The organism is Paenibacillus sp. FSL R5-0912, assembly GCF_000758605.1.
Lineage (GTDB): Bacteria > Bacillota > Bacilli > Paenibacillales > Paenibacillaceae > Paenibacillus_AQ.
The window spans coordinates 3,837,406-3,851,921 of sequence record NZ_CP009282.1 but is presented as its reverse complement, the minus strand read 5'-3'; the positions used below and the strand labels follow the sequence as shown (position 1 = coordinate 3,851,921).

Sequence of the window (14,516 nt, the reverse complement as noted above, 5' to 3'; positions counted from 1 at the left end):
AGTGGATGTTTTTTACAGTATATAATAGAAGGTTTAACCATAGTAATATCTTCTTTGATTATAAAAGATTATTACCTATAGCTATCATCATACCGTGCCCGCTCCGGTCATTGCAAAACTATGAACAAGCTATGCAAAGGATAACCTTGCACCCACCAGATACCCGATAGAGACAAACAGAAGCGACCAGATAAATGCACCGGCAACGGTGACAACCAGATATTTCCTGAAAGACATTGCGCTGATCCCGGAGATATAGCTCGTAACATGTCTGAGGCCCGGGACGAAATAAGCGATGAAGACCGTCCAGTTTCCGAACCGGAAGAACCATCGTTTCACACTCGCGAACCGCTTCGGCGTAAGTCCTATCCACTTCCCGTATTTATCCACCACCGGTTGCCCGAGTCTCAGACCGATCGTATAGCTGATCAGCATACCTGTTATGGAGCCGATGAAGCACACCAGCACCGAAACTGAGAAATCAAGCACCATTGTCGAAGACAGATAGCCCACGAACAGCATCAGCAGCTCGTCGGGAACCGGGAGTCCAAGAAGTCCCAGCGCGAGCAGTGCAAATATAGCTATATATCCGTATTGCGAGATCATCTCCATGATCCAGGGCATAAGGCATCACTTCCTGTTGACGTATTTTTTGAACGACGGGAATGGAATCCGGCTTACCATGAGCAGTGACAGCAGTCCCATTACGGCGATGACCAGTTCCGGCTTCATCCGTTCATCCACCAATGTAATCATCGATAAAATAACGCCTGCAGCTGTAATCGGCATCCCAGTGAACCCCTTCGAAGGTGCAGACAGATTAAATCTGGCCAGGCGCAGCGCCCCGCAGATCAGGAAGGTAATCGCAGCAACAGGTCCAAGCCACTGCATATTCTCCAGTCTGTACAACAATATGAGGAAGGTTGGAGCAAGCCCAAAGGAAATAATATCTGCCAGGGAATCCAGTTGTTTGCCGAAATCGCTGGTACAATGGAGCATTCTTGCCAGCAATCCGTCCATGACATCACATATTGCCGCGAGCAGTATCATTAATAAGGCGAGATTATAACGTTCTTGAATGGTGAAAAGCAAGGAAACTGATCCAAGTCCCAGGTTTCCCAGTGTGCACATTGAAGGCAGCCAGTTCCATTTCATGCTGTTTCACTCCTTTCTCAAAATATAAGAATTCTTGACAGGTTGTAAGGAGTCCGTTCAGCCTTCAAAGGTCACACTAAAACAGACGCCGTCCGTTGTGTTTATCACTGCATACCGGCAGCCGTGCATATCGAGTATCTGCTTCGTAATCGAAAGCCCGAGTCCGGTTCCTCCTGTCAGACGGCTGCGTGAAGCCTCCGCCCGGTAGAAGCGCTCCCAGATCTGCTCCAGCTGATCTTCGGGGATGTTCTCACCCTTATTGTGTATGTTGAATGAGAGTGATTTCTCATGACCCTCCACAGCTACTGTTATTGTACTATCATGCTCCGCATGTCTGATCGCATTGGTCAGCAGGTTGCTGATTACCTGCTCAATCCATGACACATCTGCATAAAGCGGCCGCTCATTCGCCGGAATAATAACCACATTCAGCTGCTTGTCACCGAGTGAATGGATCAGCTTGTCCGTCACCTTCTCCGTCATTTCACTCAGCATAAAGGAGCTTTTGCGGAGTTTGATGGTCCCGGACTCCAGCTTGGCTAAATCGAGCATATCTTTGACGAGAAACTCCATCTTGTCGGCTTCCTCGATAATGACCTTGATATAATGATCCTGTTTGCCGGCGCTTACCCCATCCTCCAGACCTTCGGCGAATCCCTTGATAATACTGAGCGGAGTCTTCAATTCGTGAGAGGCGCTCGCAAAAAAGTCCTGCTGCATCTGCTCCATTTTCTTCTTCTGCTCCATGTCTTCAACCAGTTGCTGATTCGCCTCACGAAGGTCACCCAGTGCAGCATCCAGACTTTGCGACAAAGTGAACATACTTTTGGACAAGCTGCCCAGCTCATCCTTTTGACGGATCGAAGAATGACCTGTGAAATCCAGCGATACCATCCGTTTCGCGATATTATTGAGCTTAATCAGCGGACGGGTAACCATCTTGGAATAGAACAGGGACAGGACCAGTATCAGAACAAACCCGCCGATCCCCAGATATAAAAAGAACCAGCGCAGCGCTACATTCGAATCCTTAACATCCTGCAGGGAGGTGACCGTAAATAAGAGTTCAATCTCCCCGTCCGCCTGCTTGACCGGAAGAATGATGACTGAATTCCGGATGCCGCTCCAGGGAGCGGTCCACTCCTCTTTCAGTATGTTCAGATTACGGAGCTCTTCATTCTGCTCAAGAGTCAGAGGAAACCAGTCCTCCAAGGCCTCGAAGAGGATGCCCTGCCGCGGATTCCAGACCTTCAGATCCGGTAATACAAGTTCAGTGATTGTCCCGGAAATAGTGCTCATCCCGTCTTCGGGCTCCTCGCCTATCTGCGGTCCGCCTTGCTTTGTAATTGTGAGCGGATAGATCAGATTCCCAGAGTCATTGTCTTCCTCAAGACGTTCTCCCTGGACAGTGACTTGATCATTTTCCTTCAGATTGGCTGCCCTAAGCGTATCCCCGTACTCGTTCATGAACAGGGACATCGGAATTACCTGAATCTTGCCCGCCTCATCCGTCAGCTTCATCCGGAACGGGTCCTCTGACTTCATTCGGCCATCCAGCTTCAGAATGACCATTTGAGTCTTATTGCGCAGCATGAAGCGGACCAGTTCGCGGGACGTACGGCTACGCCCCCAGGATTCTTCCGTATAGCCCGTCCCGAAGCTCTTAAGATGCTTCTCCACCCTGTTCTCCTTCTGGCTCTGGTAGAAGCTGTCGAAGAACAGCAGCTGGCTCAAGATCACCATCCCGTAAAAACATACAAAAAAGATTACAGTCATCACAAACAGCTTAAAGGTAATTCCGCGTCTTCTCATTCCTCAACCTCGAACCTGTACCCTGTACCGATGACCGTACGGATAAACCGGGATTCATAACCCAGCTTGCTGCGCAGTTTCTTGATATGGCTATCCACGACACGGGAGTCTCCCTCAAATTCAATTCCCCAGACCCGGCTGAGGATCGTATCCCGGGAAATCACCATCCCTTTGTTCCGGATCAGCAGCGTTAATAAATCATATTCCTTCGGGGTAAGCTCGACTTCTGCACCCTCTAACTCCAGACGGTGGGCCGGCGTATTGAAGATCGCCGACCCAAACTTCACAATGCCCGAATCCGGCAGATGTGTGCCTTGGGCCCGTTTCATAAGCGCATTTGCCCGGGCCACCAGTACCTTGGGACTGAAGGGCTTGGTTACATAATCATCTGCACCTAATTCAAAGCCGTATATTTTGTCGTCATCTGCAGACTTGGCGGTCAGCAGAATAATGGGGATCGCTGATTGCTTGCGGATTTCCCGGCAGACTTCAAAACCATTCATCTTGGGCATCATGATATCCAGAATCAGCAGATCCGGCAGAAGTGAATCGAACCAGAGGAGCGCATCCTGTCCGTTGTCGGCTTCGCGCACTTCCCAGCCGTTCTGGATGAAATAATCCGATACCAGTTCACGGATACGCAGCTCATCCTCGACGAGCAGCAATTTCTTCTTCAATGTAGTCCCCGCTTTCCCCCCGTTTATACCACTCAGCATAGTCGAGTTGTATGTCCTTTATGTGCCCTGATTCAAATTTTCTAAGAAAAAGAAGCAGCGCATTGCGCTGCCCTCCTGAAATGCAACTATTCAAATGTACTGTTGCTGCCTTAGCCTGCCTGAACCGCATGCTTGAACTGGCTGCTATACAGCTCATGGTACATACCTTTTAGAGCAAGCAGCTGCTCGTGGCTGCCCTGCTCGGCGATCTGACCGCCCTGGATGACGAGAATCCTGTCCGCATCCTGGATCGTGCTTAGCCTATGGGCAATCACAAAGCTGGTCCGGCCCTGCATCAGGGTCCGCATCGCCTGCTGGATATGCATTTCAGTCCGGGTATCCACGCTGCTGGTTGCCTCATCGAGAATAAGGATAGCCGGATCGGCAAGGATGGCACGGGCAATCGTCAACAGCTGGCGCTGGCCGTGGCTGAGCGATGTTCCGTCCGTGCCAAGCATCGTATTGTATCCATGCGGCAATCTTGCGATGAACCCGCTGACGTTAGCCAGGCTTGCGGCCTCTTCAACCTCACTGTCAGTAGCGTCCAGGCGGCCGAACCGGATATTCTCACGAATTGTTCCAGAGAATACATGCGCGTCCTGCAGTACCATACCTAACTGGCTGCGCAGCTCATTTTTATTCAGTTCGCGGATATCTCTTCCGTCGATCAGCAGCTCTCCGCTGTTCATTTCGTAGAAGCGGGTCAGCAGGTTAACAATAGTAGTCTTCCCTGCCCCGGTCGGGCCGACGAGAGCGATCTTCTCGCCAGGCTTAGCTACGAAGCTTACACCGCTCAGGATCGGAGCATCCGCCTGATAGCCGAAGACGACATCACGGAATATCACTTCCCCGTGCACCCGGGGCAGCTCTTGCGGCTGCTCGCCGATGTACTCCGAAGGCATATCCATCACTTCGAATACACGCTCCGCTCCGGCAATTGCCGACTGGATCAGATTGTACTGGTTCGCAAGCTCGGATATCGGCCGGCTGAACTGCTTGGCGTAGTTCAGCATACTGACAATAACTCCGACTGTAGCCAGGCCTTTGAAAGCCATCCATCCGCCCACACTGGCAATCAGCGCGAAATCCAGGTTGTTAATCAGGTTCATGACCGGACCGACCAGCCCGGATACAATCTGCGCCTTAATGCTGACCTTATTAAGTTCATCGCTCATTCCGCGGAACCTTGCCGTTTCAGCTTCTTCTCTGCGGTACTGCTTGATCACCTTCTGGCCGCTGATCGCTTCTTCAATGAAGCCGTTGAGTTCACCCAGATGCTGCTGCTGGTTCTTGAAATAGATCCGGCTGAGGCCAGTAATCTTACGGCTGGCCAGCAGGACCAGCGGGATCGTCACCAAAGCGATAACCGTCAGAGGAACATTCAGCATCAGCATTATGACCAGCGAACCGCTTAATGTGATTAGACTGTTCAGCAGCTGGGTCACACTTTGATTCAATGAGTTCGACACGTTGTCGATGTCATTGGTTGCCCGGCTCATCAGCTCACCATTGGCACGCGTATCGAAGAAGCCTATAGGCAGCTCCTGATATTTAGCGAACAGATCACGCCGCAGCTCGTACACCGTTCTCTGGGACACGGAAGTCATTACGTAGGCCTGCACCCAGGAGACGGCGCTGCCAAGCAGGTAAACACCGCCCAGCATGATACAGAACCGGACGAGCCGCCCATAATCATGGGGAATGATTGCCGAGTCTATCGCTTTTCCGAGCAAATAAGGCCCGATCAGTGCTACTACGGCGTTAAGTATTGTAAATACATAGACCATAATAAGTCCCGTACGCTGACGGTTCAGATAGGACCAGATGCGCTTGATCGTAGCCATGCGGTTCTTCGCGCGAACCTTCGGCACCACAGCTCCTCGTCCGCCGGGAGGCCCCCCGCCGAACCCGCCTGGGCGGACGGGTGCCTGTGTCTGATTAGGATGACTGGACATAAGGTTCCTCCTCTCCCTTCAGCTGCGACTCCCGGATATCCCGGTAAATTTCGCTGCCTGCCATCAGTTCTTTATGGGTGCCCTGGGCAGCAATCCGGCCATTCTCCAGGATCAGGATCCGGTCCGCATCGATGATCGACGATACACGCTGAGCTATCATAACTATGGTACAGTTCCGCAGCTGAGTCTTCAAAAGCAGACGAATCCGCGCATCCGTTACCGCATCCAGCGCACTGGTGCTGTCGTCCATAATCAGAACTACGGGCTGAATCAGCAGCGCACGCGCGATGGACAGCCGCTGCTTCTGTCCGCCGGACAGATTAACCCCACGCTGCCCGAGCAAGGTGTCATAACCATCCGGCAGTGTATTAATAAATCCATGTGCTTCGGCGGCTATAGCTGCCTGCTCTACCTCTGCATTTGTGGCTTCCGGACGGCCGTAGCGGATATTGTCCCTGATGCTGCCGCTGAACAGCAGCGACTGCTGCATAACGAAGCCGATCCGGCTGCGCAGATGATCAATGCCAATCTGCCGGATGTCTGTTCCGTCAATGGCAATAGCTCCGGACAACACCTCGTAGAACCGTGGAATCAGGCTGACCAGCGTGGATTTGCCGGCTCCGGTAGCCCCCAGAATAGCAACTGTCTCGCCGGGGTTCGCAACAAAGCTGATATCTTCCAGCACAAGATTCTCATCTGCCCGGTTATAGGCGAATGAGACTTGGTTGAATTCGATCCGTCCATGCGTAATTACATCACTATTCGCCGAAGGTGCTTCTGTAATCTCGCTTGTGGTTGCGAACACTTCATTCACCCGGTCCCCTGACACCTTAGCCCGTGATACAAACGCGAGCATGTTGCTCAGCATCATCATGGACATCAGCAGCTGGGTTACATAGTTAATGAATGCGATCAGTTCACCCACCGGCAGCTTGCCGCTCCAGTTCTGCAGCCCGCCGAACCAGAGGACGGCAATAATACTTGCGTTCAGGATAAGCATCATCAGCGGCATGTTGAGCGCCATTAGGCGAATGGCTCTAATTCCGGTATTGGTATAGTCTGTGTTAGCGGTATCGAACCGCTTCTGCTCATGTCCCGCGCGGACAAAAGCTTTGATCACGCGGATGCCGGATAGGTTCTCCTGCAGCACATTACTTACCGCATCCAGCTTCTCCTGCATTCTAGCAAACAAAGGAAAAGATAGACGGATCAGCACGTATAGCAGAATGAACAGCAGCGGCACCGCAGCCAGCAGGATTAGCGCCAGCGACGGACTGATCCGGATCGCCATCACCAGACTGCCGATCAGCAGCAGTGGAGATCGAACAAACATCCGTAATATCATCTGCATGAAAGTCTGCAGCTGTACCACATCATTCGTTAAACGGGTGATCAGTGATCCGGTCTTGAGCCGGTCCAGATTCCGGTTAGAGAAGGTCTGGATATGCTCAAATAGCTTGATCCGCAGATCATTCCCGAAATTCTGTGAAGCGATACTTGAAAAAACAGTACAGCCTACACCGCCGACCATACCTATGATTGCAACCCCAAGCATGATCCCGCCTGTCGAAATAATATGCGGCAGATCATTCATCATCAGGCCCTTGTCCACGATGCTGGCCATCAGTGCCGGCTGCAGCAGGTCCATAACTACCTCAACTACCATTAACAGCGGGGCGAGCACGCACCAGAGTACATACGGCTTCATGAACCCCCTGAGTTTCCACATTCAGGTCACCTTCATCTCATCAGTCGTCCGTTTACGGCAAGTATGTGATTTTATCAGCGATTGGCATTCTCTGCTTGGCAGCAGGGATTTCCGCCGGATAGCCCACAGCGAGTACAGCTATCACATCATGCTCCTGCGGAACGCCAAGAATCTCACGGCCCCGGACTGAAGCGCCCAGGGACGACCAGAACACACCTGCACCTGCTTCATGGGCAGCCAACATGAAATTCTGGATATAGCAGGAGACAGCCATAACGTTCTCATCGCGTTCCATCTGGCTGGCGGCAGGCTTGGAGAGAATGCCAATTAACAATGGAGCTCCGCCGAAATCTGTCTTATGGTTCAGCGCTGCTCTTGTCTCCGGTCCAATAAACAGCAGCTCCCAGGGCTCGTTCATCCGGTGATTCGGGGCATAGCTTGCCGCCTCCAGCCAAGAGTTCACATCGTTCTCCTGGATTGGCTCCGGTTTGAAGACTTTAATTGTTCTGCGGGTCTGGATGGTATCAATGATTGTCATGGTTTATGTTCACTCCTTCAGTTGTATACATTTGTATACCCTTATTCAGGGAATTGTCAAGCCGCATAACAAAACAACTCATAAAGCTCCGCAGCAGCGGTCTCTTCATGAGTTGTTTCTGGTTAGTTTGTCATTTCTGCTCCAGGGCATATTTCGTGAACGTTTGCTGCTTGAAATCATCCCAGGCCGGAGTAGGCAGACCCGCTTGCTGTTTAAGCGGTTCAAACGCTTGATAAAGTGCGGAAATCTCGCTGAAGGAGCCGTCCACCAGCTTCATGAATGGCAGCTTGTGGACCATTTTCATTCCTTGATAGACCAGCCTTGGATGCCGCTTAACCCCTTTCACGAGTGCTGCCGGATTCGTCTTAATGCCAAGCTTGTCAAGCACACTGAATCCTTCATCTATCAACGCAACGGCTTGTTTCCAGCGGGCGTTATCCTTTGTTGCTTTTGCCAAATCGCCGTTATGAAGATAACTGACTGAAGTGATAGCTACAATTGGAACAATATGGCTCAGCAACCATGCGGTAATATCCTCCGGATAATCAAGCTTGTATTTCGTCTGCCGGAAGGCCTGCGCAAGCTCGGACTTGAAGGGAACCTCCCCTTCCAGGCTGCCCAGCACCATTTGAACACCCATACGAATGCTGATCACACGGCCGTTCTTCTCCCGGATCCCTCCGCTAAGCTGAAACCCGAACACGATATTCTGTGGAATTCGGCTGTTCTCCTTGAAGAACCGCTGCATGCCGTGAGTATCTCCGTTATTGCCGACCAGAACAATATTGGTACTCTGGTTGTCCGCCAGAAGCGGCAGCACCGCCGGGAAGTCATTGTACTTCATCACCACGAAGATCAGATCATAGACATCCTCCGTCCTGAGTCCGGTAATAACCTTCACCTGGTCTACAGTCGTTTTATGCTGAAAATAATGCCGGATCACCAGCCCGTCCTGCTGCAGCTGGGTCGCTCTCTTCGCCCGGGCGAGCACCGTTACGTCATTCCCGCCACGCACCAGCACATGTGCCAAATAACTGCCGAGTACACCTGCTCCAATAACTAATATTCGCATCATTAATCCCCTCTCATCTTCAAACATTTGTTCTTTTCTGAACATCTGTTCATTAGATTATCAGCAGAGGGGATGATGCGCAATTGCCAATGCGGGCATGTCTGTACATTTATGAACATAGTGCAGGTGATTGTCTATTAATAAGCTTGGGCCCAGGCCCAGCGGATCTTCTTCATTCCACAACGCACGCCATAGAGGTGTGCGCGACTGGCCGATGATTGCTTCTCCTACAGGGGCTTTTCTGCGAATGGACCATGACTATCCGTGTGCATTCTTCTGAATTATGAGCGGTAAATTTCCTCACCCAGCTCCTGATTGACCGCCTGGATAAAAGCCCGATGTCCTCCGTCCGGTTCCATTCTGCGGGGCAACGCCCGGGCAAGAATCTGTTCCGGCCCCTTTAGATCGAACTCGAAGCTGTCAACGAGAATCGCCCTGACCTCCTCTGGAGACGCTCCATTAGCGAACCGGTCCGCTGCTTTATATACATCACAGTTCTCATAGCAGCCTTCCTGCTGCAGACCGATCCAGTCGTATCTCTTTTTGATCAGAACCAGTAATGTTGTTATGACCGTGAGCAGACCAATATTTCTAAACATCAGATCCATTTACATTGCCTTCCTTCTTCTGTGTATCACTTCCGCTTCAGCGTACCACTCATGCCATTAATTCAGGGTTAGGGTTTGCTTCAGCGAATTAAGATTTCGTTAAAATGCCGGTAGCACAACCGCTCCAGTTAGCGCCTCCATAGCTGGAACGACAAATAACCATGTCTGTTAAGGACATGGTTAAGAATGTTATTGGGGACCGCAGCTGTGCGAATTCCGCCAGCCGGTTCAGATCACCTTGCTGTCGTCTCCTGCCTGAAGCATCCGGTAACCGACACCAATATGCGTCTGGATAATCTTCGGCTGTGAGGGTGTACTCTCGATCTTCTTCCGGAGTGTAGCCATAAATACACGCAGTGCCGGAATATCATACGTAGGGCTGCCCCAGATTTCATGCAGGATGTAATTATGGGTTAATACCTTACCCACATTCTTGGCCAGCAGGCACAGCAGCTTATATTCTATCGGCGTCAGATGGATTTCTTCATCCTCCATCCAGACACAGCCTGCCGAGTAATCGATTCGCAAATTCCCGTTGGTAAAAACAGACGAATCCTTCATCAGCTTCTCGCTGTCTCCCCGGATCCGGCGTAGACTAACCCGCAGCCTGGCCAGCAGCTCCTCCACGCTAAACGGCTTAGTCAGATAATCATCAGCCCCCGCATCGAGCGCTTCAATTTTGTCCCGGTCTTCACTGCGCGCACTGACCACAATAATCGGAATATTGGACCAGGCCCGGACCTTTCGGATAATATCAACACCATCCATATCGGGCAGCCCCAAATCCAGAATCATGATATCCGGCTGACTGGACACGGCCTCTAGAATCGAAGCTTCCCCTGTCTCTGCGGTATGATATTTATAGCCTTGGGTCTCCAGTGTTGTTGTAATCAGCTTGCGGATAGGTTTGTCATCCTCTACCACAAGTATCAAAGGTTTATTCATGGACATTCACCTCTTCTGCCTGCAGGGTGAAGCTGAATACCGTCCCCTGCGGTGCATGATCTCGTAATTCAATATTACCGCCATGGGCGTGGATAATCGACTTGCAGAGTGCCAGTCCTAGGCCTAATCCGCGCCTGCCGTCTCCGCGCACGTTGTCTGCCGTGTAGAACATCTCGAACACCTTGGCTTTGGCTTCAGGTGAAATGCCGGGGCCATCATCAGCGACCTCCACTACCACCCAGCCCGCCTCGAGTCTGGCGGATACCGTTATCTGTGACGCGGGCGGAGTATATTTAATCGCGTTATCCACCAGATTGATGATGACCTGAATAATCAGCCGTGAATCCATTCTGGCCATGAGCAGCTCATCCTCCAGCCGGATCTCAATATGATGCTCATCCTTATTGCGGTTTACATGCAGCAGCGCCTCGGCAATCACTTCCTCCAGCAGCTCCGCCTGAAAATTCAGGTGAAGAGCGCCGTTATCGATCCGGGTAATGGACAGCAGATTCTCCACCAGATTGATCAGCCACATGGAATCATCGTAGATATCGTTATACAGTTCCTTCTTCTGCTCTTCATTCAGGACCATCGAGTTGCCGATCAGTATGCCCGCATTGCCGGAAATACTCGTAAGCGGTGTGCGCAGATCATGTGAAATGCCCCGCAGTAGATTGGTACGCAGCTGTTCCTGCTGGATTTGCAGAGAGATTTCCTTTTGCTTCTCATTCAGCTTATCTTTCTCCAGGGCAAGGGCACATTCACCCAGCATGGCAATCATCAGGCTTTTCTCAAAAACCTCCAGCGGTTCTTCCTGCTCCATTACGATGCCCGCCACCGCAAAGACCGTATCCCCTCCGCGCACCGCATGATACAGACAATGAGCGGCTGAGAAAGTATCAGTTGAAGCTCCTGCCCGTTTGTTATTTTGCAGCACCCACTCCGCCACTCTGCGTTCATCATCGAAGATACAGCTCTGCGGATCAACTGCGGCTTCCTCCTTGGCAAAAATCAGTGGTTCGGCAAGCTCACCCTCCACTACCCCATAGATAATAATGCTCCGGTCCAGCAGCTTGAGCATTTGCAATGCCGTTTCGTTGATGATCGCCGGGGTATCCTTGGCCTGCTGCAGCTTCCGGCTGGTCTCCAGCAGAACCTCAGTCCGGTAAGCCTTTTGTGCGGATTCCCTGGCTTGTTCCTTCACCCGCAAGGTCAGTGTGCTCGTGATAAACGAGGCTGACAGCATGACCAGAAAAGTCACTGGGTAACCGGAATCATAGGCTTGCAGAGAGAATAAAGGCTCAGTAAACAAATAATTAAATACAAGCACACTCAAAATCGAAGTAGCTGCGCTGTACAGCCGCCCTTTCGTAACCATCGCATCCAGCAGAACACCCAGGATATACACGTTGATAATATTCGCTTCACTGAAGCCTAGATACTTGAACCATAACCCGATCAATGTACAGACCAGCAGGATGCCTATCGTTTTACCGGTATCAGCCAGCGTCAGAAGCGGAGATTTGGCATATTGCGGGAACTTTTTGTACAAGGAAGGCCCATTATCCGGAATAATGTAAATATCAATATTCGGAGCGGACGCCGACAGCTTGTCGACAATGGTATATTTGGCCGGCCAGCGGGTTTTGTGCTGAGAACGCCCCAGAACGATCTTGGAGACCCGGCTTGTTTTGGCGTATTCGGCAATTTGTCCGGGAACATCCTCCCCATAGACTGTCGCGACCTGTGCTCCAAGCTGTTCTGCCAATCTCAGATTCTCTCGCAGCTCTGCCTTGTTCTTGACTGTTAATTCTTTCGTCCTAGACGTTTCCACATACAGTGCCGTGAACGTTCCATGCAGGGCATCGGCCATTCTGGCTGCAGTGCGGATCACCTTCTTGCTGGAGATTGCCGAGGACAGGCAGACCAGTATATGATCCTTCGTATAAAAGGTAGCACTGACCGCCTTCTCCCCAAGCTGTACGGCGATCCTGTTCAGCTGGTCAGCTGTATAGCGCAGTGCAATTTCCCGCAGGGCAAGCAGTTTTTCGGGGATGAACAAACCTGCATGTCTCTGCTGCAGCTCTTCATCCGGGTATATCCGGCCTTTCTGGAAACGTTCAATCAGCTCGCCGGGTCCGACATCCACAAACTCCACCAGATCTGCACGGTCAAATACGCTGTCCGGAATACGCTCCAGCACAGGAATACCTGTAATGGAGGTCACGACATCAGTCAGACTCTCTATATGCTCAACATTTACCGTGGTGTATACGTGAATTCCAGCCCGCAGCAGCTCCTCCACATCCTGATATCTTCTTTTGTGGCGGCCTCCCGGAGCATTGGTGTGGGCGAGATCATCGACCAGGATCAGCTGCGGCCTTCTGCGGATCGCGAGGTCAATGTCAAACTCCCGGACCCTTTCCCCGTGAATAGATATGTCCAGCGGTGGTAGAAGCTCCAGCCCGTTCAGCAGCTCCTGCGTATCTGCTCTGTTATGAGATTCAATAAAGCCTGCGGCCACCTGAAGACCTTCCTTTTGTTCTTCATGCGCGGCATAGAGCATAGCACATGTCTTGCCTGCACCGGGTGCGTAGCCGAAGAATATTTTCAGCCTGCCCCGCTGATTCTCAGCCGGTGTGTATCCTGCCATTCGAATGGTTCCTTCCTATATAAGCATCATGCCGTGCGTTCGTACTCTTTATGATAGCGTCAGTATATCATGTGCACAATCAGCATGACATTATGGAATTGGCTGTGGCATTAAGATTGCATTAAGATGAGGTGATGGATGGCATCATTTAGGAGGTGATCCGCAGGGCGGTGCAGAATATTGTAGAGTAAATAATTCAACATACCGATTCTAAGGAGATCTGAGATGACCAACGAACAGCAATCTGGACAAGGGACGATGGAGATGATTTTGGCTGGAGCAGTGAAGCTTCCCGGGGTACAGGTTGACCGGAGTGAATTCCTTGCACAGCAGTTTGCCAAATATGATACTTATGGAAATATGAGTACCATACTGGAGCGGGGACCGCTTGAAGCCGGGATCAGCCTATCGGTCATTGACAAACTAGCCAAGACGCTAATTGAAAAGCGTACTATCTTGAGTACAGCAGCTTCCACAGCAGCAGGCCTTCCGGGCGGATTAGCCATGGCAGCGACCATTCCGGCAGACACCCTGCAGTTTTTTGGCGTAGCCATGCGCTTGTCCCAGGAATTAGCCTACCTGTATGGGGGCGCAGCTCTGTGGCAAGGCAACAACCCGGATTCGGAGCAGGTTAGCCGTGAGCTTACATTATATCTGGGAGTTATGTTTGGAGTGGCCGGCTCTGCTCCGATGCTGCGCATTCTGAACGCACCTAATTCCCGGCAGCTACTGAATGAGCAGACCCGGCAAGACTTCGCCCAAACGATGTATTACCCGCTGCTGAAGAAAATCTCTTCTTATATCGGGATTAAAATTACCAAGAAAACCTTCGCCCAAGGCGCATCCAAGTTCATACCTGTTCTGGGCGGACTTCTCTCCGGTGGGATGACCTATTTCTCCATGAAACCTATGGGACACCGCCTGCGGGAAGCTTTGTACGATGCTTGCGATCATTATTCAGAAGCTCAGCTGGCGCAGGATAGGGATAAGGTGCAGCGTGCGGTTGCAGATTCGGAGATTAATGTAATTGAAGGCGAATTCTTTGACTTAGGGTTTGATTCCAAACCAGAACCGGCAACAACAGCTGCTGCGAAACCGGAGAAATTTAGTGCCGCGGATGAACTGCTGAAGTTCAAACAGCTGCTGGATATGGGCGTAATTTCGCAAGAGGAATTCGACCGCAAGAAATCTGAGCTGCTGAACAGCTGATTTCTTGCGTGAGTCTTGAAGAGCTATGACCTCTGCTATTGCAGGAGGCATAGCTCTTTTTTAATTGTGCTATTGAAGTAGCCTCAGCCAAGTCAGCGTATCCAACGCACCCCCATTTTCCGTGAATGAATATAATTGTACTCAT

Annotated in this window: 12 protein-coding genes; 1 reads left to right on the top strand and 11 read right to left on the bottom strand. The window is 51.2% G+C overall.

Annotated elements, in window-relative coordinates; translation table 11 throughout:
* Positions 1-129 precede the first annotated feature (129 nt).
* The 11 genes from R50912_RS16335 to R50912_RS16285 all read right to left on the bottom strand — a co-directional run bounded on the left by R50912_RS16335 (position 130) and on the right by R50912_RS16285 (position 13,162).
* Entirely contained in the window at positions 130-624 is a 495-nt protein-coding gene (locus tag R50912_RS16335; protein ID WP_042236387.1) for a DedA family protein, read from the bottom strand.
* Positions 625-630: 6 nt separating this feature from the next.
* Positions 631-1,155, bottom strand: a complete 525-nt coding sequence (gene pssA / locus R50912_RS16330) for a CDP-diacylglycerol--serine O-phosphatidyltransferase (protein WP_042236385.1) — start codon at positions 1,153-1,155, stop codon at positions 631-633.
* 57 nt (positions 1,156-1,212) lie between these two features.
* Positions 1,213-2,967 (bottom strand): sensor histidine kinase, encoded by a 1,755-nt coding sequence (locus R50912_RS16325; RefSeq protein ID WP_042236383.1) that lies wholly within the window; start codon positions 2,965-2,967, stop codon positions 1,213-1,215.
* Positions 2,964-3,644: a response regulator transcription factor gene (locus R50912_RS16320; protein ID WP_042236381.1), complete on the bottom strand. Its 681-nt coding sequence runs from the start codon at positions 3,642-3,644 to the stop codon at positions 2,964-2,966. Before R50912_RS16320 ends, R50912_RS16325 begins: the two co-directional genes overlap by 4 nt.
* A 149-nt stretch (positions 3,645-3,793) precedes the next feature.
* Positions 3,794-5,638: an ABC transporter ATP-binding protein gene (locus R50912_RS16315; RefSeq protein WP_042236379.1), complete on the bottom strand. Its 1,845-nt coding sequence runs from the start codon at positions 5,636-5,638 to the stop codon at positions 3,794-3,796.
* Positions 5,622-7,367 (bottom strand): ABC transporter ATP-binding protein, encoded by a 1,746-nt coding sequence (locus R50912_RS16310; protein WP_042236378.1) that lies wholly within the window; start codon positions 7,365-7,367, stop codon positions 5,622-5,624. Before R50912_RS16310 ends, R50912_RS16315 begins: the two co-directional genes overlap by 17 nt.
* Before the next feature lie 31 nt (positions 7,368-7,398).
* A complete protein-coding gene (locus tag R50912_RS16305) occupies positions 7,399-7,884 on the bottom strand; it encodes a nitroreductase family protein (protein ID WP_042236376.1) in 486 nt (161 codons plus the stop codon).
* Positions 7,885-8,014: 130 nt separating this feature from the next.
* Entirely contained in the window at positions 8,015-8,959 is a 945-nt protein-coding gene (locus tag R50912_RS16300; RefSeq protein ID WP_331281921.1) for a ketopantoate reductase family protein, read from the bottom strand.
* Between the two features lie 278 nt (positions 8,960-9,237).
* Positions 9,238-9,564 (bottom strand): hypothetical protein, encoded by a 327-nt coding sequence (locus R50912_RS16295; protein WP_042236375.1) that lies wholly within the window; start codon positions 9,562-9,564, stop codon positions 9,238-9,240.
* A 228-nt stretch (positions 9,565-9,792) separates the two neighbouring features.
* Positions 9,793-10,509, bottom strand: a complete 717-nt coding sequence (locus R50912_RS16290) for a response regulator (RefSeq protein WP_042236373.1) — start codon at positions 10,507-10,509, stop codon at positions 9,793-9,795.
* Positions 10,502-13,162, bottom strand: a complete 2,661-nt coding sequence (locus R50912_RS16285; RefSeq protein ID WP_042236372.1) for a sensor histidine kinase — start codon at positions 13,160-13,162, stop codon at positions 10,502-10,504. Before R50912_RS16285 ends, R50912_RS16290 begins: the two co-directional genes overlap by 8 nt.
* Before the next feature lie 225 nt (positions 13,163-13,387).
* Here R50912_RS16285 and R50912_RS16280 point away from each other — a divergent pair, with 225 nt between their 5' ends.
* Positions 13,388-14,371, top strand: coding sequence for an SHOCT domain-containing protein (locus R50912_RS16280; RefSeq protein ID WP_042236371.1), 984 nt, complete (start codon positions 13,388-13,390; stop codon positions 14,369-14,371).
* The last annotated feature ends 145 nt before the right edge of the window (positions 14,372-14,516 follow it).